We start from the raw sequence: 26,505 nt of genomic DNA on the forward strand, positions 1-26,505 counted from the left end.
ATTGTGGAACAGGCATCTTGCCTGTTGCCAGAAACCCCATCAATTGTGGAACAGGCATCTTGCCTGTTGCCAGAAACTCCATCAATTGTGGAACAGGCATCTTGACTGTTGCCAGAAACCCCATCAATTGTGGAACAAACATCTTGTTTGCCTCCAGAAACCCCATCAATTGTGGAACAGGCATCTTGCCTGTTGCCAGAAACCCCATCAATTGTGAAACAAACATTTTGTTTGCCTCCAGAAACCCCATCAATTGTGGAACAGGCATCTTGCCTGTTGCCAGAAACCCCATCAATTGTGGAACAGGCATCTTGCCTGTTGCCAGAAACCCCATCAATTGTGGAACAAACATCTTGCCTGTTTCCAACATTAATATCCGAGTTCAAATCCCACTCCGAATTCTGGAAAATCGGCAAATAATCTGTGAGTGTGAGATTTCCGGTTGTCAGAGTGCCAGTCTTATCAAAAACCACCGTATCTAATTGATGCACCCGTTCTAAAACATCACCACCGCGAATTAAAAGCCCGCGCTCCGCCCCGATGCCAGAACCGACTAAAATTGCAGTTGGGGTAGCCAATCCCAAAGCGCAAGGACAAGCAATAACTAAAACTGCGATCGCCAATTTCAAACTTAACAGCAAAGGCGATTGATAATGGATAATTGGCAATTCATTTCCCATATTCATTGCCCCGTGTCCCATAATATCCATTGCCCCGTGTCCTAAAAGCACAGAAGGCCAAATATGAGTGCCCGCAAAATACCAAAATAGGAAAGTTAAAACCGATATCCCCATCACCCCATACACAAAATATCCCGCGACAGTATCAGCTAAATTTTGAATCGGCGCTTTGCGAGTTTGGGCTGCCTGCACCAAAGCCACCATTTGAGCTACAGTTGTTTCCTTACCGGTGCGAGTTGCCCGCATCACAACTGCCCCGGATTTATTGATAGTTCCGGCGACAACTGTATCTCCTGGTTGCTTCAAAACCGGCATTGATTCGCCAGTCAGCATCGACTCATCTATGGTTGTTTTGCCTTCGCAGACTTCACCATCTACCGGTATTTTTTCCCCTGGCAAAACTTGCAGCCATTCTCCGACTCGGACGCGATCGGCAGGAATTTCAATGTATTGTGGATCGTAGACTTCTGATGTCGAGTTTAAAGGCAATTCTTCCGATCGCAAATCTAAACTCGAAAGTTTAAAATCAACTAAGCGGGCTTTCGCCGGTTGCAATGCGATTAAAGCTTGCAAAGCTGATGCAGCGCGCCGTCTGGCTTGCTGTTCGAGAGTTTTGCCCAACAAAATAAAGCCCAGCAGCATCACCGGTTCATCAAAAAAGCACTCCCATCCCATCCGTGGAAACAGCAGCGCCGCGTTGCTAGCGGTGTAAGCTGTAACAGCGCCTAAAGCTACCAAAGTATTCATGTTGGGTGCATTTCGCCACAAACTGCGGCACCCATCAACGATAATCGGGCGGCCCGGTAGCAGCAAAGCGAGGGTGGCGAGTCCCCAGTGAAACCAAATATTGCTGAGAATTGGGGCTTTTGTGCCGAGTACGTGACCTAAACCGGATAGAATAATTAGGATAAGGGCGATCGTCAATTGCTTGATTTGCTGTCTAATTTCTTGTCGCCGTCGTTCAATTGTTGCCGCTTCTGCTTCCCGCTGATTTTCACCACAACGAGACTGAGAGGGAAATCCATTATCAGTCAACTTTTTCGCTAAAGCTTCTGCATCGACAGCCCCCGGTTGACACTCAACCGTCGCGACTTCTACGGCCAAGTTAACGCAAGCGGAAATGACGCCTGAATACTGCATGAGTTGGCGTTCCACAGCTTTCGCGCAGCCGGCACATTTCATCCCGCCGACATCGAAAGTAACAAGTTCAGGCGGTGATTCGTTAACTGGTAGGATTTCTGGTTGAATTTCGGGGATTGTTTTGGGCAAAAATTGCATGGTTTTTTTTGGTATAGATTAGAATATTTGGGTAGTTCTGAAAGGGTTTAATGCAGTGTTGAGACAAATGTCTATATTTTTATCATAGATAAATTTGGTGGCATCTTCCCAAAGTGTTAGTTTTTTTTAATTCTTATTAGTTCCAGGCGGTTAAATCCTTATTCCGGCGGGGGTTTCAGCCACTAATGGAAGGCGGGTTTAATGCTAAAACACGCTTGGGACACTGCATTGCCGTTTCGTTATTTGATAAGCTGTTACGCATCTAAATTGTATTTTTGGGCGGGCGGGACGCTAGGGCCCCTACTCCCCACAAGAATTTGCTCGAATTTGATTGTCAAATGTAGATGCGCCTCAGCTTATAATGAGCCAATTGCCTAGTTAGTATCCAGCTTTTATTTGACGAATTTAGCTATGACAGAAACACCAAAATTTTATATTGTCAAACGTCCTGCGGGTAATTGCGAGATTTTGCCGTTGGCGGAACCCTCGCAGAGGATCGCGCAACTCGAAGAACAAAACCCCAGTATTATTGAAAAGTGGGGCCCTTACGATTCGCCCGAAGATGCCATCGCCCGCCGCATCGGTTTAATTCGCGCCGGCAAATGCCAACCAACCTAATTTTAGATTTTAGATTTTAGATTTTAGATTGAAGATTGAAGATTGAAGATAAGAAGGACTAAATTCCTCACTACAAAGCTGGTTCGTAGTGAGGACTTTAGTCCTTCTTTACTGAAGTTTTTGTGACTAAAAACTACTTGGATTTAGCCGGTGCCGCACTCGGTTTTGCTTGCGCCGCATTCGGCTTAGCTGGCGCAGCATTCGGTTTCGCCTCCGCCTTATTGTTCCCTGTTTTACCAGTAACTTGCTTTGTCAAAACTTCCATAGCTTTCGCATATTGCGGATCGGCAGTCGTAGCAATTTTATCGCGATCGCGCCTCAATTCCTGTTTTTGAGCCTCGGTGAGTTCTACCTTAAAATCCGGTTCAATCCCGGCCTTGTTGATATCAGTGCCGTTGGGAGTAAAATACTTGGCAATTGTCACCGCCAAACCGGCACCATTTCCCACGCCGCGTACTGACTGAACTAAACCTTTACCAAAGGTCTTTGTTCCCACCAAAACCGCGCGTTTGTTGTCTTGCAAAGCACCGGATAGAATCTCGCTAGCACTTGCTGAACCGCCGTCTACCAGTATAACTAACGGTTTGTCTGTGATCGCTCCCTTATTTGCCGTTTGTTTATCAGCCTCACCGACTCGATCGACCGTCGAGACGATCGTACCTTCTTTGAGCCACATTCGAGCAATTTCAATACTTCCGTACAGCAACCCGCCGGGATTGGAACGCAAGTCTAAAATATAGCCCGTTACTTTTTTCTGTTCCAAATCCTTAATTGCCGATCGCATTTCCGATGCAGCATTGGCACTAAACTGATTTAAGCGAATATAGCCGACTTCTCCGATGGGAGTTTTCTGCACCGACTTCCGCACAGGATGAATTTCAATTTTAGCGCGTTTCAGTTTAAAGTCTAATTCCTTGTTTCCCCGCAAAATAGTCAGCGTCACCTCAGTATTCACCTGACCGCGAATCAAACTTACTGCTTGATTCGTATCCATGCCTTCTGTGCTCTTGCCGTCAATCTTAGTAATGATATCTTTTGCCAGAATACCAGCACTAAAAGCAGGGGTATCTTCGATCGGCGAAATCACCACCAACTTCTTAGTTTCCTCATCTTGAGTCAACTGAATCCCAACTCCTGTCAGTTCCCCAGAAGTTTCAACCTGCATATTTCTGAACTCTTGAGGGTCCATAAACCGCGTATAAGGATCATCCAGCTTCTTCAACATTTCCCGAATTGCTTTGTAAGCTTCGTCGTCGCTGGTATAAGTCCGGTTCAAATAATCATTTCGCACCGCTTTCCAGTCAACCTGGTTAAAAGTGCCATCAACATAACTTTTGTCAATAATCTGCCAAACTTCATCAACCAACTCTTTAGGGCTTCCCCGAAAAGAAGCCAGAGATTTAGAACTGCAACCAGTGTTCGCAAGAGTTACAGCAGTGAGTACCACCGCTGCTGCACTTAGAACAAGCCCTCGTTTTGTTATAACCATTTGTCTGACGCGCGGGACGAAAAGAGTTCAGAATAATTACGCTCAATCTAACACAGGCAAGGCCCGCTCGCCTTTGGCGTACATATATTTTCCACTTTGCCGACTTCTATTCAGGGCGGGCTCGCGTGCCCACCCCCCAAGAACACTCACTCTTTGTGGAACAGGCCCTGCAGCTTCTGATAAAGGTGCTCTTCAGTCGGTTTAAACCGACTTCAGCTATGAGACAGGGGTTTCAACCCCTGTCGGACTGTCGGACTGTCGGACTGTCGGACTGTCGGACTGTCGAACTGTCGAACTGTCGGACTGTCGGACTGTCGGACTGTCGGACTGTCGAACTCTAGCAACAGAGAAAGAATCGGCTAAGGATCGACCCAGCGATCGTCCGATTTAATCAAATCAATCAATTCTGCCACCCCTCGGTCTTCCGGCACCTTCTTAATTTCTTCCCGGCCCCGGTACAGCGAAATATAACCCGGTTGCTTCCCGACGTAGCCGTAATCAGCATCAGCCATTTCTCCGGGCCCATTGACAATACAGCCCATTACTGCTATATCCAAACCCGTGAGATGCTTGGTGGCCTCTCTCACTTGGTGTAACACTTCCTCTAAATTAAACAAAGTGCGACCGCAGGAAGGACAAGCGACATACTCAACCATCGTTTTCCGCAGTCCCAAGGCTTGCAGAATGCTGTAGCAGACGGGAATCTCCTTTTCTGGGGCCTCTGTCAGCGAGACGCGGATGGTGTCGCCGATACCGTCAGTTAGCAGCGGTGCCAGGCCTGCGGTGGATTTGATGCGGCCGTATTCGCCGTCTCCTGCTTCCGTGACGCCCAAATGCAGCGGGTAATCCATGCCGAGTTCGTCCATCCGGTGCACCATCAACCGGTAAGCAGCAACCATCACGGGTGCACGGGAGGCTTTCAGGGAAAGTACGATGTTGCGGAAGTCGAGGGATTCGCAAATTTTGATGAATTCCAGGGCCGATTCTACCATGCCTTCGGGCGTGTCGCCGTAGGTAAACAGCATCCGTTCGGCGAGGGAACCGTGATTGACGCCGATTCGCAAAGCTTTGCCTTGGTCGCGCAGGGAAATCACCAAAGGTTCCAGGGTTTCGCGGATTTTTGCGCCAATTTCCGCGAATTCGGCGTCGGTGTATTCGGTTCTGTCGGCTTTCGGCTTCTCGAACACGTAAAGTCCGGGATTGATTCTCACTTTGTCTACGTGTTTGGCCACTTCGAGAGCAATTTTCATGCCGTTGTGGTGGACATCGGCGACGAGGGGCACGGGTTGGTAGGTGGCGTGCAGTTTTTGCTTGATTTCGGCTAAAGCTTTGGCGTGGGCCATGCTGGGCACGGTGACGCGGACGATTTCGCAGCCAATCTCGTGCAAGCGCCGAATTCCGGCGACTGAACCGTCGATGTCGAGGGTGTCTTCGTTAATCATCGACTGTACGACGACGGGGTAGCCGCCGCCGATGGTGACGCTACCGACTTTGACGGGTCGGGTTTTGCGGCGTTTGATGGTGGTGTCGAAGGTTGGTTCGGTGGTGGGGGTTTTAGTGGGGTTCGGCAGAGTTTGCATAACTGGTTGCTAGAGTTTTGTTACTAAGGTCTATAAAAATGTGTCTGCTGTTTTTCAGGTTGCCATAGAAAGGGTCTGTTTGGACAAACAGGTTTTACGATTTATGATTCTTAATGAGATTGCTGCGAATTTGTCGATCGAATTATGTCGCAAAAGGGCGATCGAACTAAAAGCCAACCATCACCGGGAAGGCGAACTGAAGTTGGGCTGGTGGAACTAAACTACAGTAAAAAATACAGTTAAAATACAGGCTAGGCCGAGATAAAAATTAATATTGGTTGGCGGTGAGGAGAATGGTTTGGACACCGGGGCAGGGGTTAAATGGCGATCGGTATATCATTGAAGGCAAGTTAGGTGAGGGCGGCTTTGGGGTCACGTACCTAGCGCAGAAGGCGCAAAACAGGCAGCGGGTTGTCATCAAAACGCTGAAAGATGAATTATTGAGAGATCCAAATTTTGCCCGGTATCGGGACAGATTCCGGGATGAGGCGGTAAAGCTATCTGTGTGCAGGCATCCCAATATTGTGCAAATAGACAACTATTTCGATCATGGTAATTTGCCTTGCATTGCGATGGAATATGTGGCAGGAGAAGATTTGTGGAAATGGGTGGAAAGGCGCGGTATTTTGTCAGAAACTGAAGCTTTAAACTACATCTGCCAAGCAGGAGAAGCCGTAATAGTAGTTCACGAAAAAGGTTTACTCCATAGGGATATCAAGCCACAAAACATTATGGTGCGTGACAATCAAGATGCAGTTTTGATTGATTTTGGTTTAGCGCGGGGTTTTATTCCAGATCGCACTCAACAAATGACTTTTGGGTTAACACATGGTTTTGCGCCTCCCGAACAGTACGGGGAAATGGGCAGATTTGCTGAGTACACAGATGTTTATGCTCTGGCGGCAACGCTATACTATCTGCTAACGAAAACACCACCAACTGCTGCATTTATGAGGGCTTTAAATCATCCTTTAAAGCCGCCGTTTCAGATTAATCCTAATATTAGCGATGCGGTGCATCAGGCAATTATGAAAGGGATGGAAATGGATGCGACAAAGCGCCCTCAGTCGGTGGAAAAATGGTTGGCTATGCTTCCACAAGCCACCATTGGCAATTGGGGACAAAGAGGGGGTGTTTCACCAACGATTCCTAGCCCGCAGCCACCGCCACCAATTCTACAATGGATAGGAACCCTTTGGCGCCCCAAACAAAATATTCCTAGCCCGCAGCCACAGCCACAACGTATAAATTTGATTTCAGCAAAAGGAGTCAATTATCGCAACCTCGATCGGCTGTTGGCTAGCGGAAAATGGCAAGAGGCGGATGGGGAAACGGCAATAAAAATGCTGGAAGTAGCGGGGAGAGCGGGGGATGGCTGGCTGAGGGCTGAAGATATCGATCGATTCCCCTGTGAAGACTTACGAACTATTGACCAACTTTGGGTAAAATACAGTAACGGACGTTTCGGCTTTTCGGTGCAGAAACGCATCTATCAAAGTCTGGGAGGAAGCAGAGAATACGATCGGGAAATTTGGGACGCTTTTGGCGATCGAATAGGTTGGCGTGTGAATAACAAATGGTTGTACTACAACGAATTAAAATTCAACACCAAAGCACATAGGGGGCACCTCCCAGTGGGGGCGAGATTGGGTGGGTTGGGAGTGTGTGGGGGGGGTGTGTGTGGAGGAGGGAATCTCTCTTCTCTCGCGTCGAGACTTGTAGAGTGTAACATCTAAGGGTTACAGAGTTTCGTGAAGATTATAATAACCAAAGCTTGAACCACGAAACCTCGCCTCTTCTACGTTTCCGATACCTGGCACTGGGAGTCCTCGCTTTCTTTTGGCTTTCGCGTAGTTTCTTGTAGTATCTGCCCCGCCACTTGCGGGTTATAACAGTTAGCAAAAACAAATTTTTCAGCCACCGCTAAAATTTCTGGATTTTCTGCATCCCACTCTCCCTCCCGGCAAACTTATCTTTCAACGAATGAATCTCAACGATATCAGAGAAGCAATATTAGAAAATAGGGTGCGAATTACAGACCATGCTGATGAAGAAGCAGAGGATGATAATCTCTCATTTGATGAAATCTACTTTTCCGTCCTTTATGGTGAAATCATAGAAAATTATCCCAAAGAAAAACCCTATCCCCGATACTTAATCTATGGTGAAAGCTTTAGAGGCGATCCTATTCACAGTGTTTGGTCTTATGTCCCTAGTAATAAACTAGCCATCCTAATCACAGTTTATCGTCCAGATGCAAATCGATGGATTAATTGGATACAAAGGAGAGATTAACAATGCTATCTGTAGAAAAATGCCCAATTTGCGGCGGTGAAATAGTTATCAAAGAAGTCGATAAACTTTTACGGGGCGGCAAGCATACTGCTATCTTAAAAGTATCCGCTGAAGTTTGCCTAAGCTGTGGAGAACGGTTGTACTCTGTGGAAACAGTTAGGAAATTTGCCAAAATTAGACAGCAATTGCAGCGAGAAGAGACTCAAGAATTTCAAGCGATGGGGCAATCTTTTCGAGTTAGATAAGTTATACAATAAAAAGAATGAAAAACCTAACTCAATTAACCCAGCTTGAATTAGTGCTGCTGGAATTAGTAGCTAAAGGTCAAGGAAAGTGGAGTTGGTACGAACTCGCGAATGCACTTTCCCGTCGAGATGTACCGCGAGAACCTGACATGATGGTTGTCTTAAAAAAACTGGCTGCTGATGGCTTGGTTCAGCGATATGTAGAAACAGGTTCGCCTCGTGATAGATGGGAATTGACAACTGAGGGGACGATTTTGTTGACAGAGGCAACTGCTTCTGAACCGACTACTTTATGCAAATATGTTGAAGTTTAACTTAGAAACACAATTTGTAGTTTGCATTAACAATCAAGACTATCAAGCATCCTTGGAAGTGCGAAAAATCTATCGAATAATACCGGATAATCGCGCTGCGGAACATCAATTTATCCGAGTTATTGACGAATCCGGCGAAGATTATTTGTATCCAGTCGCATATTTCGTACCCATCGCATTGCCGAAAGCCGTAGAAGCAGTATTTGCATAGACAAAGGTTGTGTAGGGGCGGGTTCACCAACATCTATGTTTATAAACAGCAATCTCAATAAACCCGCCCCGCCCAATATTGTGTTACAATAAATAAACCTGAGTGTTAACATCGCAAATGTATGACCGCCAAAATACACATCAGCAAATTAGGTAATTCCTTGGCTTTGCCAATACCAGACTACATAGTAAAGTTTCTCAACCTTAAAGCCGAAGATTCAGTAATTTGCAGCATAGAAAATGGGAAACTGGTCATAGAGCCTGTAAATAATAAAATATCAAAGTATACCCTAGATGAATTATTGGCAGGCGAAATAGAATCTAGCGAAGAAGTCTCTTGGGGAAAACCAGAAGGAGAGGAAGTTTGGTAAACTATATCCCCGAACGAGGTCATTTTATTCGCCTCAATTTTGATCCTCAAGCAGGACACGAACAAATGGGGACTAGGCCTGCACTGGTGGTGAGTCAAACTAAATTTAACCGAAAAATGGGGTTTGTGTTCGTCTGTCCCATTAGCAACACACAACGCAAAAATCCGTTTTATGTTCCCATTCCCGAAGGTGAACCGATAACAGGTGTAATTATGACGGATCAACTCCGTTCTTTAGATTATCGCGCAAGGCAAGCAAGTTTTCTTAGTGAATGTCGCTCAGATATAATTGAGGAAGTTTTGAGGCGAATTCAACCTATTTTGTTTGAGAATATGACTGTTGATGAATAGTTAATCAAATTATAAACTAGATTTGTAGTTGGCATTAAGCATCAAGAGTATCCAGAAATCTCTCTCGCGGATGATGCGATCGCCCCTCCTCCCCAGCAAAACTAAAAAATGTACTGGCAAATCCCTTCACCGACCCAGGCTCAGCAGTTAAATAATCTGAGGTTTTCCATTGGACGATCGCACAAACGCACCAACCACCGCTGTTAACAACCGCCGACCTCTAATTATCGCAGGAATTCTCCTCGGTATCGGTCAATCCGGCTTTTTTGACGGCATTGTGCTGCACCAACTCCTCCAGTGGCACCATATGTTTAGCAGCGTTAAAACCGATGCTACCGTTGCCGGTTTAGAATTAAATACCCTCGGAGATGGATTGTTTCACGCTGCGGATTGGTTGGTAACAGTGGCGGGAATCTGCTGTTTGTGGAGTGCTGTGAAGCGCAAAGATGTTCCTTTGTCAACTCAAACTTTTTTTGGTTCAATATTAATTGGTGCTGGATTGTTTGACTTTGTTGAAGGCATTGTTGACCATCAAATTTTGGGAATCCACCACGTCAAACCCGGTATCAACGAGTTAGCTTGGGATTTAGGATTTCTCGGTCTCGGTCTTATTTTAGCGCTGTTAGGTTGGATGCTGGTACAGAGGGAAGTTCCCGCAGATACTAAAGTTTAAATGAATGCAGAGATTGGGAATTATACCAACTCCACGTTAAAAATCCCTCAGTCTCTGTTTAACTCCTCAGTTCATCCCGCCGAATCCAACCACGCAATCAAATCCTCTTGACTCCTAAAATCCAACAAAGCCTCTCCCAAATCCTCTAACTGTTCCCCAGATAACCCCTGGATGCGAGTTTGAACTTCCTGTGTAATATCACCCACCCGCCGCACGATCTGACGCATAATTAATCCTATCTCCCCCTCAATTTTACCCCTTTCGATTCCTTGTTCTATCCCCTGTTCAATTCCCTGTTCGATTCCCTGTTGTATTCCCTGTTCAATCCCCTGTTGTATACCAATTTCTATCCCTTTCATCACAGACCCGATTTGGTCTTGGATAAACATTTCTCGCTTGTCTACATCATTCAATTCGTCTAGTGTCAAATTTGCTCGGTTGGCAATTCCCAGCGCGGTATTAATCTCTTCAATAGACCCCAATGTCTCTGGTACTGCTTCCAAAGAGGGCGCGTTTTTCATAAAGTAGAGCCATTTTTCCGGCAGAGTTTCGAGTTCATTCAATTCTTTTTTGAATTTCGGTAACTCGACAAACACTAACTTTAACTCGCAGTTGGGATAGACGAATTTCTCTTCGGTTTCTGTGAATTCAAAGTTAGAGATTAGTTTTTCGGTGTTTTCAAATAAGATAAAGTCGGTGATGGTTAAAGCAATTACTGGATTTAATCTTAAGTAACCGTCTCCAGCTTTGAGTTGAGTTGAATAGGTTTTAGCTGCATTGTATACTACCCGTTTTTCAAAAGCGGCGACGTTGAGTACCTGCATTTCCACAATCACGGTTTTGTTGCCGGTAATCTTGGCTTTGACATCCAGGTAAGTGTCTTTCAATCCTGTAACGCTTCCGGCTGAATAAGGGTCAATGATTTCTAATTCTTGAATAGTGGGTTCTCCGTTATACAGCATTGCATTTAGGAAGCTGATGAGAATTTCTGGATGTTCGGAAGAAGCGAATATTTTTTTGAATGCAAAATCTGTTTTGGGGCTGATGAAACGCATATGTTTTATAGGAGTTTTTGTGAAATTAACCGCAGAGGGCGCTGAGGACACAGAGGAGGAGGAAAGAGAGGAAGGTGGAGATTGACAAATATTGGAAGGGTTGGGTTTTGTTGTCTCAACCCAACCTATTATCTGAATGCTTTTATCAGCCTGTGGCTTGAGTAGTAGCATTAGGGGACATCTCTAGCTTTCCAGTTATATCCATCGTCGCAAGCTTCAGCACTTCATTAAAAGCTAAACCCCGAATTTTGAGTTCCCACCGAATGCCTTTTGCTTTCATTCGCTTGGCTTTCCGCATATCGACATCAGCAGCTTTTTGATTCAAGAGCAAATATTTCATTGCTGCTGTAGCTTCTACTTTTGTGGGAAATGCAATATAGGTGATAAATCCGCCCTCCCAATGATTGGCGTTGCGGACGCTGCTGATAGTCGCAACTCTCGGACTAAAGCGGTTCCAGTAAAAGTCGCTGTAGCCGATCGACTGTGTATTAACTTGGAGTTTGTTTGCCATTTGACTTAACTCCTATAACCTTGTGTGTGGGGTTGGCAGTACCAATTTGCTGCTGTTACTATTATAGCAAATTATTGAGAGATTGGTAACTGTTGGCTGTTGGCTGTTGGCTGATGCCTAAAACCTCAATTCATATTCAGCGGTGACGCGGTTGTCTCCTTGAAAATTACTGGAACTTCTGAGTAAAAGTTTATCGCTCAATCGATAGCGCACAGTAAATTCTGTCGGTTGATTTGCTGACAAAACTCGAATGATTGATGCTGAAATATTGCGCGTGATGTCAAACCCAACTTCTAAACCTAAACCGAGAGAACCCGCACCTGAACTGGAACTAGCACTTTGTGCTTCGTTGCCTCTAATTCGAGTGGGAAATAAGCGAAATTCGCTCAATCCTGTGGCGTTGGTAATCGCAGATTGAAGGTTGTTCAATAAACCCGCACCGGCTAAATTTGCGATCGCCAGTGTACTGTCTCCCTGTCCCAAGGTCTGCACGAAACTGCCTCCCAATAGCGCTACAATTTCTATTTCCGATCGACTCGGAGAACTCCTTAACTCAAGATTTTCCCCCAACTGAGAAGCCCTTCCCTGCACTAACGCTTGAACTCGGACACTCCGCACATTGCCGAAAGTTGTCGGTTCGTCTGCTATTTCAGAGGCTACAGATGTGCCGGGAATGCGGAACCGCGTTACTTCCTGCACCGAAGTTGCTAATCTCACATCCAGCGTCGGATCGAGTCCTTGTGTTGGTACAAAGGTCGCAGTCTGCGGGTATCCTCGATCGAGTCTAAATTGCGTTGTAAACAAATTTACCGACCCGGAAGTCAACCGAATCGTACCCTCCGGGCGAAGGTCATCTAAAGTTCCATTCACCGTCAAACCCCCAGTCGCCTGAAAACTCAATATCGGCGCACTTGTTACCCGAATTCCCCGGCCCAAATTCAGCCGCAAATCGTTTAATCCAACTTCAAAGGAAGGGGAAGGGGAAGGGGAAGTCGCAGCAGAAGGGGAATCAGAAACCTCAGTCGCAGGAGAAGCAGAAGATGTCGAATCAGAATCCGAATCGGAAGCAGAAGAGGAAGAAGCTAACTGAGTTGTGCCGCCGCCGGGACTCCGAAGAAATACTTCACCGTCGTACAGTTCAATATTACCGCTCAACTGCGGACGCCTAGCCGTGCCCCTTGCCTGCACTTGACCAACAACGCCGCCGCTGTACAATCCTCTGAGGTTCACTGCCAACTTGTCGAGATTCACAGCCAGGGGATTATCCGCATCGACATCGCCCTCAGCAAAGGGCACAGACAGCGGAATCACGCCAGCGGCGACCACTTCTCCCTGACTCAACTGTCCCCGAATTCCTTCTACCCGAATACGATCGCCCTCAAAGCGCACCGTCCCAGTCAGCCCTGTCAGCGGTTCTGGGAAGGCTTGCGCGCGGACGGTTGCATTTTCAAAATTTGCAATTCCTTGCGCTACAGGGTCTTCCAGCGTCCCTCCCACGCGAATTTGCACCTGTCCCTTGCCGCTGACCCACGCAACTTGCGGAGTCAATACATTAATAATTGCCAAACCTTCATTTTGCAAATTCGCCCTCAAATCGATTTGATTGCTGTCAGCCTTCACGGCTGCAAACGGCAACTCAAAAGGCAAACTTCCCTGCACTTCAATCGGTTCGGTTTGAGTTACCAAAGCGCTGCCACCAAAATTCAGGCGGGCATTGCTGTAACTGAAACTGCCGTCGGCTTGTTTAATCGGTTCTCCGTTTAGCGTACCCTCAACCAAACTCAATTCTCCGGTGGCTTGCGGGTTTTCCAAACTGCCAGCCAAATTCGCCCGCAAATTCAAATTTCCCGTGACATCCACAAAAGGCAATTCCACCAGTTTTGCTAACTCTTCGACGGGCACATTTTCTACGCGCAACTGCCCGGATTGAGCTTTTTGCCCGAGTTGTCCCGAAAAGCCGATCGCACTTTTGCCCGATCGAATTTCCAGAGGCAAAACAGTTAAGATTCCGTCCTGAAAACTGCCTTCAAGGCTGAACGTTTCAGCGACATATTCTCCCCACTGCCAGTTATCACCTTTGACGTTAAATTGAGCTTGCACACCAGTTTGCAAAGAACCGGCGACAGCAATTTCCGCCCCAAAAGTGCCTTGCAATTGGGATAAGGGAGGCAATTTTTCTGATGCTTCCACTGCTTGTTGCTGCTGCAAAAGTATTTCAATTTCTGCCAAACGGCGCAACTGTTCGATTAGCGGGGATTCTGGTTCTCCCACTGCCACAGTTTGCACGTCGCCACTGTCACCGTAAACCGGAGGTTTTAAGCCTCTAGCTAAGTCGCCTAAATTGAAATATTGCAAAGCGGTTAAAACCTGCTGCAAATTGCCTTGCTGGACGTTAACTTTTCCGGCAAATTGCGGGTTTGGCCCTGTTTGAACATTGCCGGAAATTAAGTATTGACCGCTGCCTTGGCGGAATATGCCGTTTGTGAGAGTGGCGCTGCCGTTAGCGTAGCTGAATTCGGCTTGGAAACTGTCACCTTTAATGTAGCCGATCGCCGGTTGGGCGATCGCAATTTGTCCATTTGCTTGCAAAGTCGCCGGATTTAACGGCATCTTCCAACCGGGCACATTTACTTGTCCCGAAACCGTACCAGTTATCGGCCCCAAACCGGCCTCTTTCCCCGGTGATAGATTCAAAGCAGCGAGGGGAAAATCGCTTAAATTAACTCGCAAAGTTTCTCCCTCGGTTTGGCCCCTAGCCACAGATTCCCCGCGTTGAATTAAGAAAGATGTCGGCAGAAAAGATTGATTTAAAGCGACTTCAATTTTGTCTTGGCGACCGGCCAAACGCAAATCTACACTTTTCCCAGCATCCGCATTCACACTCCCCGCCAGTACCGGGTCAAAAGCGACTTGATTTACTGCTAAATCCCGCACTTCCACGTCGCCAACTAAGCTGAGGGCGGCGAGGGTTCCGCTGAGACTGCCGGTAAAATCGACATTGCCGCGCAGGGGAAGATTATTCTCTGAAGGATTTTTGAGACCAATTGGTCTCAAAAATGCTAATTGTTCTGCCGGCAAGGCTTCCAGATTAAAGTTGGCGAGTTTGACATCCAAATCTAAGTTGGAAATTGAGGGCCCTCCTTTACCTTCGAGTTCGACGTTAACAAAGCCGTTTGCTGTTAAACCGGGAGTTGTGGCGTTCTCTATTTCCACCCGTTGGCCGTCCCAATTAAATACTGCCTCAAAAGGTTGGTTCAAAAACGGCAATTCCGAGATGCGGAAACTGCCGCCAGCGCGAACATTTTGTAGGGGCGGTGCCCCCGTGCCCGCCCCAATCGGCCCGGATAAATTGATATTGCCGTTAAACAGTCCTGCAAGCTGGGGGAGATTTTGGGCACCGGAGACTACACCTCCGGTTTGCAAGCTTTGTCGCTGCGACTCAAAGGCTTGCTGGAAGCGACTTAGAGCAATTTGCTCGCCCTCGATTGACGCGCGCCAATTCCCCGACGCGGCGCTGCCTTTAGCATTGACAATTCCTCCGCCGTTGGCGAGTCGAATTTGTCCGTCGCCGTTGGCGGTGATGCCGTTGGCGGTTAGATTATCTACTGTTCCCAAAATGCGGACTTGGCCGTCGAGGGTTCCGTCAATTTCTGGCGGTAAATCCGCTGTCAGCAAACCTGTTTGTTTGAGGGTTTGTTCTAAATTACTGACGGCAATTCCGTTGGTTTCCAGCAATGCTTGCAAGTTGCCGTTTTCTAATTTTGCCGTAGTATCGATCGCCCCGAGTCGATCGACCAAAATCACTCCTTCTCCACTAGCACTAATTCCCTTCGCTGTCAAGTTATCCAAACTACCCGCTGCTTGGAATTCGCCGTTAACTCTGCCGTCAATCGATTTTAGATTTTGGATTTTGGATTTTAGATTGTTGATGTTGGCAGTTTGCTGACTTCCGGGATTAAATGCTGAAGCTACATCTAAAATAGGTATTCCCAAATCTAGTGCTAAGCGGCTGAGAATAACTCGATCGGCATCGGCGAAAGCTTGCCAGCGTCTGTCTTCTAATTTACCTCTAAAAGCAAGAGTACCGTCGGCAATATTGAGTTGGCCGCTGCTGTTGACAGAAATATCGGCGGCGGTTGAATTATCAAGATTGCCGCTGGCTTGAATTTGATTGGATATTTGTCCGTCAATCGATTTTAGATTTTGGATTTTGGATTTTAGATTGTTGAGGTTGGCGACTGTTTGGGGATTGTCAGCAGTGAAAGCTAAGCCAATATCTAACAGCGGCAATCCTAAATCTACCAAGCGGCCGATCGAAGTGCGATCGGTTTCTGCTGTTCCCTGCCAATTTCCCTCTGCCAATTCTCCTTTAAAATTAACATCACTGTCGGCAAGATTGAGTCTACCGCTGCCGCTGGCATTGATGCTGCTAGCAGTCAAATTGTCAAGAGTTCCCGATGCTGTAAATTGACTCGATAGCAGTCCGCCGATCGATTTTAGATTTTGGATTTTGGATTTTAGATTGTTGAGATTGGCCGATTGCTGATTTTCGGGATTGAATGCTGAAGCCACATCTAAAATCGGCAGTGTCAAATCTACCAAGCGGTTGATGGAAGTGCGATCGGTTTGTGCTGTTGCTTGCCAGTTTCCCGCTACTAATTCTCCTTGTAAATTGACATTGCTGTCGGCAAAATTGAGTCTACCGTTGGCATTAACATTGATTCCGCCGGCAGTCAAATTGTCAACATTGCCCGCGATTTGAAATTCACCTGCTAGCTGCCCGCCTAACGATTTTAGATTTTCGACTTTGGATTTTAGATTGTCTAGATTTGCGGTCGTTTCCCGTGCTAAAAACGGCAAGCCAATATCAATTAATTGATTGACAGCAACTTTTTCAGTGTTGCCAAAAACTTGCCACCTTCCCGATTCTAGTTCGGCATCAACATCAACAATACTGTCAGCAATATTCAGCCTTCCTTTGCCCATCGCAGCGATCGCATTTAAACTCAAATCGTCCAGAGTTCCCGCAGCTTCGGCTGTTCCGCTGAACAAACCAACCCGTTCAGGAGGCAAATTAAGGTCTGGCAGGACTTGCTGCAAACTGTTGAGATCCACGCCATTGCCCTCGATCAAAGCTTGCCATTGACGGTCTTTTAGCGCAGCATCCACATTAACAGAAGCGTCGCCAATTTTCACAACCGTATTTTGCAAATCCGCCGAATTTCCTCCGGCTCGAATGGAGCCCGCTGCGGGGAAAGTCCCTTGCGGTGCTTGCCATTGAACTCTAGCTTGAATGTTGTCTAACGGGCCGAAAATTTGAGCTTTTGCGGACACACTGCCAATGTTAACAGTAGCAGGAAGCGGGAGATCGTAAATTTGGGCGAGATTATCTGCCGGCACGTTTTCAGCTTGGAAGTCAAACACCAAACCCGATCGCGAATTCTCACTTCCCAACCTGATATCGACTTCACCTTTCCCGCCAATTTTACCACCCGCCGCCGGCACTACCAACATATCGCTCAAAGTCAAAGCTAAAGAGGAAAACGGGGGAATAGAAGATTGAGAATTGGGAGTTGGGGTTTGAGCCATTCTCCCGCGTTCCAATTTGAAATTAGTGCTAATATTGTTTAATTGCAGTCGATCGACTGTAGCGGGTTTGGTCGAGGCGATCGTACCTGTCAGCACCGGCATTGCAACTGTTCCAGTCAGCTTGGCATCCGCCTTCACTTCCCCCGCCACAGCCACGGGTAATACTACTTTCTTCCCTAACTCTGTTTCCACCGCACTGACAACACTTGCCAAAGCGACTGGTTGCACGTTCGTTGTCAGATTGAAGCTAGCTTGTTGGAGATTAAAATTAGTTCCAGTGGCAACTGTTCCTGCTATTCTCAGCGGAATTAAACCGTAATTAGCCACCAGATTATCGACTATCAAATTAGTTTCCTGAAACCGCAACTGACCGCTGCTATTTTGTATAATTTGTTTTAAGGGAGAAATACTCGCTTGCACTCCTCCAAAACTAGCCGTTCCGGTAATTCCCGATACTTTATTGTCTCGCAATTGCACGGTCAAATTGCCGTTAGCCAGACCTTTTTGTAAATAAATACCGGGAAATTTCAGCAAGCGATCGAGGTCGGGCAAAGGCAAATTTTGACCTTGCAACTGTAGGTTAGTTTGAGCAGCAGGTAACAGAGAATCTGCTTTTACTATAAAATTATCGCTATTAGTAAACTGACCGTTTAGTTCGTAGAGAATGCGCTGATTTTGGTCGCGAAATAGAGCACTGCCATTTTTCAAGCTTACAGAAATCGGAGCCGAAGTTTTCTGTCCAACTGCGGGACTCGGCACCAAAACTGCGGCGGCATTTTCAGCTCGAATTGCCTCAAGTTCAGTTTTAAATAAACCCGGAGATTTCCGCTCGGCAGTGGGAAGATTAACCCAGCGGCCTGTAGCATCCTGTTCGATATAAGCGTTGGGTTTAACTAAAGTAATATCTAATTTGAGAGTGCGGTTGAACAGCAGCGGCCAAATTGAAAATTGCACTTCCACTGCTTCTGTAGAAGCGTAATCGGGATCTGTAGGAGTTGCAGGTAAAGTCGATCGGCCAAACCGCAAACTTGTCGGAGAAAATCTCTCCAAACGTCCGAGTTGCACAGGCCGCTCCAGCAACTGACTGACTTCAGTTTCCACCAAAGGAGCTAACTTTTCCCGCACCCACGCCTGTGCTACGGCAACCCCAACCAAGCCGAGAATGGTCAATCCCGTACCGCTAAGCAGCAGCAGACGCCACCAGCGGCGGTGGGGACGGGGTGCGAGTTGATTTTTGTTATCGTCGGAGTTAGTCATGGGTGTTTCTCAGAAATCAGAGAATTCAGGAATTAAGGGAATCAGCCGATTTTAGACAGGTATAATTTCTGCGATCCGCCTGGGTGGCTTCTGCCTTTGGTAGACTCACAAGTGAGGTAGGAAGTGCCGTAGGGGCGTTAGCGTTGCCCGCCCCTACGGGGGCTACGCCAACGCACAGGATCGAATTTCAAGATTCACGCCCCCCACTGCGGGGCAGAGTCCAAGAACCTTTACCAAACTTAATCAAAACACGCAACAAGACCTAATACCAAGTCCTCCAACTCCCCTAAATCCTCTCGATCCCCGCGCGTGCAAGATCGGGGGTCAAATCTAAAATCTAAAATCTAAAATCTAAAATCTAAAATCTAAAATCGCCCGATCGCTCCTAAGATAAAAAAACGGTGGTTAAGAAGGTCTTTAAAACTTATGCGAGTGTTCGTCTTACTCTTCAATGCCCGCACCGAGAACGAGGGAATTCATACCATTCAACTCGGCGATCGCAATAAAGTTCTGATGTTTGAGTCAGAAGACGACGCCACCCGCTTTGGCGTGATGTTGGAAGCTCAGGATTTCCCCGAGCCCACTGTCGAGGCGATCGACGATGAGGAAATTAAGGAGTTCTGTAACAGTGTTGATTATGATTGGGAACTGATACCGGCGGGGGCGCTGGAGATTCCGCCAGAAAACAATGTAACACAGACTCAGTGGCAGCCGGAGTCCGAACCCGATTCCGATCCGGATTCTGAGGTTTCCCAAAACGAACTGGATTCTATTCGCCGCCGACTCGAAGGACTTTTGTAATAGCCATTAGTCATTAGTCAGCAGTTATTGGTAATGGGTAATGGGTAATTGCCTCTCTGTCGGAAGTAGATTTAGCCGATCGCCCGCAAGCGCAAATTTCGAGCTTTTGAGTCACGACTTCACCAAGCTAACCAGCGGGCCGGCAATGCGTACCCTATTGTGTACACCTAATGACTGTTGACTGTTGACTAATGACCAATGACTAATGACCAATGACTAATGACTAATAAAAAAACATGAAGAATTTGGAAGAACGGGGCCATCTGCTGACTGAACAGGTGAATACCAACAGCGAGAATTTAGACCAACTCAGTTCGATCGAATTAGTGGACTTGTTCAACCGGGAAGACGCCCAAACCTTAAGCGCGATCGCCCGTGCCCGCGAAGAGTTAGCCCGAGCGATCGACATTGCAGCCGAGTCTCTGCGTCTAGGAGGCCGCCTGTTTTACGTCGGTGCGGGTACTTCCGGGCGTTTGGGGGTGCTGGATGCCGCCGAGTGTCCCCCCACCTTCTGCACGCCGCCAGAACTCGTACAGGGCATAATTGCCGGGGGTGCGGGGGCTTTGGTGCGGAGTTCGGAGGATTTGGAGGATCGGGCTGAGGATGGGGCTGAGGCGATCGCCCACCGTCAAATTACCAACTTAGATGTGGTTGTCGGGATTACGGCTGGGGGTACGACGCCGTTTGTGGCGGGCGCTTTGCAGGCGGCGCGCCAGCGGGGGGCGAAAACTGTGTTTATGGCTTGCGTACCCGTCGAACAAGTGAATTTTGAGGCTGATGTTGATATTCGGTTGTTGGTTGGCCCGGAGGTAGTGGCGGGTTCGACGCGCTTGAAAGCCGGTACAGTCACAAAAATGGCTTTGAATATCCTTTCGACTGGGGTAATGGTGAAGCTGGGGAAGGTTTACGGCAATCGGATGGTTGATGTGGCGGTGACTAATAAGAAATTGCGCGATCGGGCTGTGCGGATGTTGCAAGATTTGACTGATTTGAACCGGGATGAAGCGGGTTTTTTGCTCGAAAAAAGTGGCAAGTCTGTAAAATTAGCTTTGATGATGCACTGGACTAATTTGGAGAAGGAAGAGTGCGATCGCATTTTGGGAGAATTTCAAGGGAATTTGCGATCGGCAGTAGCATCGATTGGTCATTAGTCAGCAGTCAGCAGTCAGCAGTCATTAGTCATTAACAACTGCCAACTGCCAACTGTCAACTGTCAACTGTCATTTGCGATATCGATGCAAAAAATTGTGAAATCTCTGCAGTGGATCTGATGTGATAAACACTTTTGGTATTTGGGGCGCGATCGACATACTCGCGATATCTGGGAGTCAAATACTTGTGACACAACCAAAGAACGCGGTAACTATTAATTGAACTCTTCAAGATCGGACTCTTTTGGGGCCAGCCTTCTGGCGGTATAAACTTACCTGTAATCAGCCGTTTAGTCACCCACCAGAAATGCACGTATAGGGGCAGATCGACAAAAACCAGAGTATCTGCCTCGTTGAGTCGAACCCAGACGGTTTCCATGCAACCAAAGCCGTCTATAATCCATCGGTCAGTAGCCAAAATTTTCTCATGGGTACGCTTATATTCTTCATTTGGAACCTCAGCGCCCCCAGATTGATATTGAATCTTATCCAAGGGGTAAAGTGGCAAACCAGTGATTTCTGATAATCTCTTGCTGAGAGTTGATTTACCGCCTCCAGCGTTGCCAAACACGGCTACTTTTTTCATACTTACCCCTCTTAGGAATGATGCAGATTGTAGCAAGACTTGATATAATCAGTATCACAATCAATCTCTTTAAACAGCCCCCCTGATTATCCTCTCAAAATTCAACGTAAAGCGCTCTTGTTGTTAGATTCCCGACTTCTTAGAGGAGTCGGGAATCTGGAGATGATGTTTTTTAGGCGTTGACAAAAACAGAAGATGTAAGCTGACTTTCACTTACACCCTGCACGATTCCCAAATAATTACTACCAGACTTAATCGCCCAAGAAGCGACGCTTGCGCCTCCATCCAACTGCAAACTCACAGCTTCAAAAGTCAAGTTTGCAAACCCGATACCGTCAGTCAAACCAATTTTATCCCCAGCCCCCAAATCGACAATTACATCGGCACTAATTAAAGTAGCCGAAGCAGACAAACCTCCTGCCAAGATAAACGTATCATTTCCGTCGCCGCCCGTCAGCATATCTTGCCCGCGATCGCCCGCCAACAAATCAGATCCGTTACCGCCAATCAAGACATCATCTTCTTTTCCGCCGCGAATAGTATCGTTACCGTCAGATCCGATTAGTCGATCGTTATCGTTGTTGCCGCTGATAAAATCATCGCCAACACCGCCATCAATTACATCGGATTCTTTGCCACCCCATAAGCTGTCATTGCCGCCGGCACCATTAATTGTATCCGCACCTTGCATCCCATTAATGCTATCAGCACCTTCTCCCCCCGTGAGATTGTCTTTGCCGGAAAGGGCAAAAATTGGCAATCCCGCAGCATTTGTCGGTATTTGAGTATCGGCACTATCTGATAGGAAATAATTGCCGCCGCTGGCTGTATTTTTGGGTGCTGTCGTCGGGCTGCCGTCCCCTGTAGCATTGGGTATTGGCGAAGTAATAGATATAGTGTTTGGTGTGGGAGTTGGTGTGGGAGTTGGTGTCGGTGTCGGTGCGGGATTGACACTACCGTCAAGAGAAGTCGCAAAAACTTGCGTCCAATAGTGATTGAAATTTTCTGTGCCTGTATCGTCGGCTAAGAAATAGTAACCAATCCCAATTTCTTTGAGATTGGGGTTAAGAATGTTAGCCCGGTGGCCACTGCTGTTCATCCAAGATGATACAACTTGTTCGGGTGTAGAAGAACCCGCAGCGATGTTTTCTGCTGCTGCTGAGAATTGATAGCCCGTTACAGTAATACGACTGGTGAATGACGAACCATCTTTGCCTGTATGGGAAAAGAAGTCTTGCAGTGCCATGTTTTGGCTGTGATTTTCCGCAGCATTTAGTAACTGAGTATTTAAGGTTAGTGGCGACAAACCTAATTTACTGCGTTCGATGTTGGTAAGTTCTAAAACTCTATAAATAAAGTTTTGATTGGTTGAAGTTGGTGCGAGTTGAGAGGCAGATCGCTCTCCTGTTAAAATGTCCGAGGACTGAGAACCTGAATTTTGTAGTTGTTCAAGCATGGGGATGATCGAGAGTTTTAAGACTTGGCTTTGCTGGTAGATTGCTTACCGTCTTAACGATAGTTTCCCCGATCGCTAGCTGGCTGGACACAATTCAATAATTGTATTAATTCCTGCCGCTGCTTTATCTATTTTGATTATAGCTGTTATCAAAGTGGGGATGTCAAGAGGCTGGCTATGATTGGAAAATGGAAGAGTACGCTCGAATTTAAGGAGAGTTTCAAAGGAATGTGCGATCGCCCGTGGCATCAATACAATTTTAGATTTTAGATTTTAGATTTTAGATTTTTCCTGATTAGTAAGGTTTGCGCTACGCACCCAGCGTGCTGGATGGCTGACTAGAAACCCGGTTTCTACGATTTTTGCAGAAGAGAGGAACGACAAATATAGCAAGAAACCGGGTTTCTGAATTATGTGTGCGATCGCGAACAGAGTTTTTAGTAGAATCTTGACAAAAAATTCTAAATTAATTCAAAATTCACAACCGCGCAGGGTTGTTCCGGATCACAAAAGCAATCTCAAGATTTCAAACTATTTTCTTGTCCGGCTTTAGCCTCCTGAGCAACTTGCTCAACCTCATCTTTGGCGAGAATTTCCAAAGCCGCCTCTGCTTCCTTACCGCCCAACCGCCCCAGAGCTTGAGCTACTCTGTAACGGATCTGCCAATCAGCATTGGAAGCGTAGGGAAGCAGCAGCGGCAGCGCGCGTTTATCTCCCAATTCACCTAATGCGCTGATCGCAATGGTTTGGATCAATTCGTTTTCAGAAGTTAGGGCATTTTCTAACATCGGAAAGGCTTTCGGATCTCCCATTTCTCCCAAAGCAGCAACGATGCTCATTTGCACCAGCCATTCAGAGGTACTGCTATAAACTTGCTGCAAATCTTCTAAAGCATCGGTTAATTTCAATGCGCCCAAAGCATCGGCTGCTGCTGCTTGCACGTCGGGTTCGGGGTCGTTGTTCAGGCTGTGGAGCAGTACCTCTAAAGCGTTTGGCAGATTCTGGGTACCGAGGGTTGATAATTGGCTGACTGCTGCGTAGCGAACCCGGACGTTATTATCGCCGATCGCAATTTGAATTAGTTTATAGGCGAGCGCGGGTTCTAGTTGGCGCAGTTGGTTGACTGCTCGCAGTCTTTCGCCAAAATCCTCGGAATTCAGCAATTGTTCGACAGACTCAGGGGTAATGCTCATTCGATTTTAGATTTTAGATTTTAGATTTTAGATTTGGTAATTGGTAATTGCCAAAAGCGAGCGAGATTTAAGGAGCGATTCCCTACGGGATAGCTTCGCTTCACGACTCATTTTCTGATACAGTCCTGGAACTGCAACAGCTAATTTAAGACTCCGCAGCCATCGATCGGATAATATCTCCCCTAGTGAGGATGCCGATTACTTTGCCCGCAGTATCGACCACCGGCAATCGGTGGATACTGCGATCGTGCATCAGTTTGGCAGCTTCTTGGACAGATTGATCTGGCCCGATGGTAACGGGTTCTTTACTCATCGCTTCTCCTACTGTTTGTCCTAAAGCCTTGTGGAGTTCTCGCTCGTAACGAGATGGATTTTCCAAATAAATCACGCTGTCGAGCACCATGATATAAGCGGGCGGAGTTACGCCGGTTTCCCGCCACATCAAGTCGGTTTCGGAGATGACTCCTACCAACAAGTCATTCTCATCTACGACGGGAAGACCGCTAATGCGTCGATCGGCTAAAATTTTAATCGCTTCGTTCAAGGGCATTTCGGGTCGCGCCAAAATCGGGTCGCGGCTCATTACATCGGCTACTGTTTTTGGCATGATTAGGGGTTGATTGAGTTGTTGCTCTAAATCGATCATATAGGGAAAGGGCGGCACAGACTGAAGAAAGGCAGCTCTGCTGAAGGGATTCGTTAGAAAGTAGAAGGAAGGAAAAAGCTTGAATGCCAGAATTTTGCTGTTTTTTTCGATCGCACTATAAAATTCTGCCCTTTGCCGGACTCCGGCGAGCGATCGGTCTGACAAGATTGTTAAGATATCTTAAAGAGCGGATAAATCCTTACCAATGCCAGAATCTCCAGCCACAGAACCAGACTCCCAACCAGAAGCGCGCTGTGTATTGGTTTGCCAGTATCAATCTTGCCTGAAAAATGGTTCAGCAGCAGTGCTAGCTGCTTTTGAAGCTCAACAAGTTGCAGGGGTGAAAGTTGAGGCTACTAGCTGTCAGGGACAGTGCACCACTGGCCCGACTGTACGAGTTACCCCGGACGAAATTTGGTATTGTCGAGTTAAACCGAGTGATGTACCCTTGATTGTGGAAGAGCACCTCAAAGAGGGAAAACCTGTAGAGGCGCTGTTCAATCCGAGAATTCATGCGCGTTATTATTATTAATATTGACTTGATTCGGTGACACTTCCAAGCTCTGGCGCATCTAAATTTTAATAGTTATTATTAAGGAACTGGCACTGTGAAAATCCAAGGAATTGCGCTTAGTTTGTTCGTCCTAATTCTGGGGCGTCCGTCGGCGGTTGCTGCTCAAACCCAGGCGGTTGCTGGGGATATTTGTCCTGGGGATTTGGGGGCACAAGTAGATGCGATCGCCAACCGTCCCGAATTTAGCCGATCGCGCTGGGGCATTTTGATTCAACCTCTATCTTCTACTACTACTCTCTACAGCCGCGACGCCCAAAAATATTTTATTCCAGCATCAAATGCCAAGCTGCTAACTACAGCCGCTGCTTTACAGAAACTCGGTGCAGACTTTCGGATTAAGACATCGGTTTACAGTGGCGAAAATGGAAGTTTGTACGTTGCCGGCAGGGGAGATCCGAGCATTGCTGAGGCTCAGTTGAAATCTTTGGCGCAGCAGTTGAAGCAGCGGGGAATCAGTCAAGTTAACCAGTTGATTGGCGATGACAGCTATTTTCAAGGCAGTGCAGTCAATCCGAATTGGGAATGGGAAGACGCGCAAGCTGGCTACGGAGCGCCGATTAACAGTTTAATTTTCAATCAAAACGCGATCGACCTTCTCTTGTCCCCCCAGGCTCTGGGGCAACCTCTCAAAGTTACTTTTGCCGAACCAAAGCTGGCAAATCAGTGGCAACTTCAGAACAATTCAGTAACAGTCGCCCAAAACGAATCCGAGTTTATTGAAATTGGTCGGGAGTTCGATCGACCTATAATTCGAGTTAGTGGACAGTTGAAAGTTGGTGCAGAACCTGAATCAGCTTATGTCGCAGTTGTCAACCCCGCTAATAATTTTTTGCAGTATTTTCAACAAGCCCTGGCGGCTGAGGGAATTCCTGTTAAACAGGCTTTAGTTGCATCGGCTTCTCGCAATTTAAATCAAGAATTAGCGACTGTTGAATCGCCACCGCTGGCGGAATTGGTGAGAGAAACTAATCGAGTAAGCAACAATCTTTATGCAGAAGTTTTATTGAGATTGTTGGGGAAAGTTACAGACAAGATGCCCCTGCCACAAACACTCACAGGCAAGATGCCTGTGCCACAAGAGGATACAGGTGAAATGGGTTTGAAAGAGTTAAAAACAGTTTTAACTCAATTAGGAGTAAATCCAAACAGCTACAGATTAGCCGACGGTTCCGGCTTGTCTCGGCACAATTTAATTACTCCAGAAGCCTTGGTGCAAACTTTGAGACTTATGGCCAATTCACCTGCTGCATCTATTTACCGCCAGTCACTGCCGATCCCTGGCGAGAAGGGCACTTTGAAAAATCGCTTTAATGTTACACCAAGCCGCGTAAATTTGCAAGCAAAAACCGGAACTATGAGCGGAGTTTCGGCGCTGTCGGGATATATCGAAGTTCCGAATTACGAACCCCTGGTGTTTAGCATTATCGTCAATCAATCTGACCTATCGACTGCAAAAATGCGATCGGCAACGGACGAAATTGTGCTATTATTGAATCGCCTGCGCCGCTGTTAAAACAATACATTTAAGGTGAGAAACTTCAACTCAGTAGTTACACCTAAAACACCGGACACCCCAAAACCCT

Annotated in this window: 25 protein-coding genes; 15 read left to right on the plus strand and 10 right to left on the minus strand. The window is 46.9% G+C overall.

The window, feature by feature from the left end; genetic code table 11:
- Window positions 1-1,958 (minus strand): cation-translocating P-type ATPase (locus QT984_RS21740; protein WP_333374916.1); only part of this gene is annotated, 1,958 nt, incomplete at its 3' end.
- Between the two features lie 411 nt (window positions 1,959-2,369).
- Between QT984_RS21740 and QT984_RS21745 the strand changes: the two genes are divergently transcribed.
- On the plus strand, window positions 2,370-2,576 hold the full coding sequence (locus QT984_RS21745; RefSeq protein WP_333053135.1) for a DDE transposase family protein: 207 nt from the start codon (window positions 2,370-2,372) through the stop codon (window positions 2,574-2,576).
- A gap of 133 nt (window positions 2,577-2,709) precedes the next feature.
- On the opposite strand, the gene ctpC is transcribed toward QT984_RS21745, so the two are convergent.
- Window positions 2,710-4,065: a carboxyl-terminal processing protease CtpC gene (gene ctpC / locus QT984_RS21750; protein ID WP_333053137.1), complete on the minus strand. Its 1,356-nt coding sequence runs from the start codon at window positions 4,063-4,065 to the stop codon at window positions 2,710-2,712.
- Between the two features lie 218 nt (window positions 4,066-4,283).
- Between ctpC and QT984_RS21755 the strand changes: the two genes are divergently transcribed.
- Window positions 4,284-4,406: a hypothetical protein gene (locus tag QT984_RS21755; protein ID WP_333374918.1), complete on the plus strand. Its 123-nt coding sequence runs from the start codon at window positions 4,284-4,286 to the stop codon at window positions 4,404-4,406.
- A gap of 18 nt (window positions 4,407-4,424) precedes the next feature.
- Here the strand turns inward: QT984_RS21755 and ispG are convergent, their stop codons facing one another.
- Complete coding sequence (gene ispG, locus QT984_RS21760) at window positions 4,425-5,645, minus strand: (E)-4-hydroxy-3-methylbut-2-enyl-diphosphate synthase (protein ID WP_333374919.1); 1,221 nt, start codon at window positions 5,643-5,645, stop codon at window positions 4,425-4,427.
- 40 nt (window positions 5,646-5,685) lie between these two features.
- On the opposite strand from ispG, the gene QT984_RS21765 reads away from it, so the two are divergent.
- The 9 genes from QT984_RS21765 to QT984_RS21805 all read left to right on the plus strand — a co-directional run bounded on the left by QT984_RS21765 (window position 5,686) and on the right by QT984_RS21805 (window position 10,103).
- Window positions 5,686-5,865, plus strand: coding sequence for a hypothetical protein (locus QT984_RS21765; RefSeq protein ID WP_333374921.1), 180 nt, complete (start codon window positions 5,686-5,688; stop codon window positions 5,863-5,865).
- 73 nt (window positions 5,866-5,938) lie between these two features.
- On the plus strand, window positions 5,939-7,381 hold the full coding sequence (locus QT984_RS21770) for a serine/threonine-protein kinase (RefSeq protein ID WP_333233092.1): 1,443 nt from the start codon (window positions 5,939-5,941) through the stop codon (window positions 7,379-7,381).
- Window positions 7,382-7,628: 247 nt separating this feature from the next.
- On the plus strand, window positions 7,629-7,940 hold the full coding sequence (locus QT984_RS21775; protein WP_333233094.1) for a DUF4258 domain-containing protein: 312 nt from the start codon (window positions 7,629-7,631) through the stop codon (window positions 7,938-7,940).
- 2 nt (window positions 7,941-7,942) lie between these two features.
- Window positions 7,943-8,185, plus strand: a complete 243-nt coding sequence (locus QT984_RS21780) for a YgiT-type zinc finger protein (protein ID WP_333233096.1) — start codon at window positions 7,943-7,945, stop codon at window positions 8,183-8,185.
- A gap of 17 nt (window positions 8,186-8,202) precedes the next feature.
- Window positions 8,203-8,499: a hypothetical protein gene (locus QT984_RS21785; RefSeq protein ID WP_333233098.1), complete on the plus strand. Its 297-nt coding sequence runs from the start codon at window positions 8,203-8,205 to the stop codon at window positions 8,497-8,499.
- Window positions 8,486-8,710, plus strand: coding sequence for a hypothetical protein (locus QT984_RS21790; protein WP_333233100.1), 225 nt, complete (start codon window positions 8,486-8,488; stop codon window positions 8,708-8,710). Before QT984_RS21785 ends, QT984_RS21790 begins: the two co-directional genes overlap by 14 nt.
- A gap of 121 nt (window positions 8,711-8,831) precedes the next feature.
- A complete protein-coding gene (locus QT984_RS21795) occupies window positions 8,832-9,080 on the plus strand; it encodes an AbrB/MazE/SpoVT family DNA-binding domain-containing protein (RefSeq protein ID WP_015174616.1) in 249 nt (82 codons plus the stop codon).
- Complete coding sequence (locus QT984_RS21800) at window positions 9,074-9,430, plus strand: type II toxin-antitoxin system PemK/MazF family toxin (RefSeq protein ID WP_333233102.1); 357 nt, start codon at window positions 9,074-9,076, stop codon at window positions 9,428-9,430. The genes QT984_RS21795 and QT984_RS21800 overlap by 7 nt, the downstream gene beginning before the upstream one ends.
- A gap of 169 nt (window positions 9,431-9,599) precedes the next feature.
- Window positions 9,600-10,103, plus strand: coding sequence for a DUF2243 domain-containing protein (locus tag QT984_RS21805; RefSeq protein ID WP_333233104.1), 504 nt, complete (start codon window positions 9,600-9,602; stop codon window positions 10,101-10,103).
- Window positions 10,104-10,174: 71 nt separating this feature from the next.
- Here the strand turns inward: QT984_RS21805 and QT984_RS21810 are convergent, their stop codons facing one another.
- The 3 genes from QT984_RS21810 to QT984_RS21820 form a co-directional block, all read right to left on the minus strand.
- Window positions 10,175-11,158: an Rpn family recombination-promoting nuclease/putative transposase gene (locus tag QT984_RS21810; RefSeq protein WP_333233106.1), complete on the minus strand. Its 984-nt coding sequence runs from the start codon at window positions 11,156-11,158 to the stop codon at window positions 10,175-10,177.
- Window positions 11,159-11,303: 145 nt separating this feature from the next.
- On the minus strand, window positions 11,304-11,669 hold the full coding sequence (locus QT984_RS21815; RefSeq protein WP_333233107.1) for a hypothetical protein: 366 nt from the start codon (window positions 11,667-11,669) through the stop codon (window positions 11,304-11,306).
- Window positions 11,670-11,786: 117 nt separating this feature from the next.
- Window positions 11,787-18,515 (minus strand): translocation/assembly module TamB domain-containing protein, encoded by a 6,729-nt coding sequence (locus QT984_RS21820; RefSeq protein WP_333374925.1) that lies wholly within the window; start codon window positions 18,513-18,515, stop codon window positions 11,787-11,789.
- A 426-nt stretch (window positions 18,516-18,941) separates the two neighbouring features.
- On the opposite strand from QT984_RS21820, the gene QT984_RS21825 reads away from it, so the two are divergent.
- Window positions 18,942-19,316, plus strand: a complete 375-nt coding sequence (locus QT984_RS21825) for a DUF3110 domain-containing protein (protein WP_333056206.1) — start codon at window positions 18,942-18,944, stop codon at window positions 19,314-19,316.
- A gap of 236 nt (window positions 19,317-19,552) precedes the next feature.
- On the plus strand, window positions 19,553-20,467 hold the full coding sequence (gene murQ / locus QT984_RS21830) for an N-acetylmuramic acid 6-phosphate etherase (protein ID WP_333056207.1): 915 nt from the start codon (window positions 19,553-19,555) through the stop codon (window positions 20,465-20,467).
- A 55-nt stretch (window positions 20,468-20,522) separates the two neighbouring features.
- Here the strand turns inward: murQ and QT984_RS21835 are convergent, their stop codons facing one another.
- The 4 genes from QT984_RS21835 to QT984_RS21850 form a co-directional block, all read right to left on the minus strand.
- A complete protein-coding gene (locus QT984_RS21835; protein ID WP_333056208.1) occupies window positions 20,523-21,053 on the minus strand; it encodes an adenylate kinase in 531 nt (176 codons plus the stop codon).
- A 172-nt stretch (window positions 21,054-21,225) separates the two neighbouring features.
- On the minus strand, window positions 21,226-22,509 hold the full coding sequence (locus QT984_RS21840) for a CAP domain-containing protein (RefSeq protein WP_333374927.1): 1,284 nt from the start codon (window positions 22,507-22,509) through the stop codon (window positions 21,226-21,228).
- A gap of 518 nt (window positions 22,510-23,027) precedes the next feature.
- Window positions 23,028-23,702, minus strand: coding sequence for a phycobilisome degradation protein NblB (gene nblB / locus QT984_RS21845; protein ID WP_333210459.1), 675 nt, complete (start codon window positions 23,700-23,702; stop codon window positions 23,028-23,030).
- Window positions 23,703-23,847: 145 nt separating this feature from the next.
- Window positions 23,848-24,309, minus strand: coding sequence for a CBS domain-containing protein (locus QT984_RS21850; protein WP_333056285.1), 462 nt, complete (start codon window positions 24,307-24,309; stop codon window positions 23,848-23,850).
- Window positions 24,310-24,553: 244 nt separating this feature from the next.
- On the opposite strand from QT984_RS21850, the gene QT984_RS21855 reads away from it, so the two are divergent.
- Together QT984_RS21855 and dacB are read left to right on the plus strand one after the other, a co-directional pair.
- The gene (locus QT984_RS21855; RefSeq protein WP_333056212.1) at window positions 24,554-24,880 is read left to right on the plus strand and encodes a (2Fe-2S) ferredoxin domain-containing protein; all 327 of its coding nucleotides are present in this window, start codon (window positions 24,554-24,556) and stop codon (window positions 24,878-24,880) included.
- A 76-nt stretch (window positions 24,881-24,956) separates the two neighbouring features.
- A complete protein-coding gene (gene dacB / locus QT984_RS21860) occupies window positions 24,957-26,435 on the plus strand; it encodes a D-alanyl-D-alanine carboxypeptidase/D-alanyl-D-alanine endopeptidase (protein WP_333233116.1) in 1,479 nt (492 codons plus the stop codon).
- Window positions 26,436-26,505 lie beyond the last annotated feature (70 nt).

The organism is Microcoleus sp. Z1_B2 (assembly GCF_036700325.1).
Classification (GTDB): domain Bacteria; phylum Cyanobacteriota; class Cyanobacteriia; order Cyanobacteriales; family Microcoleaceae; genus Microcoleus.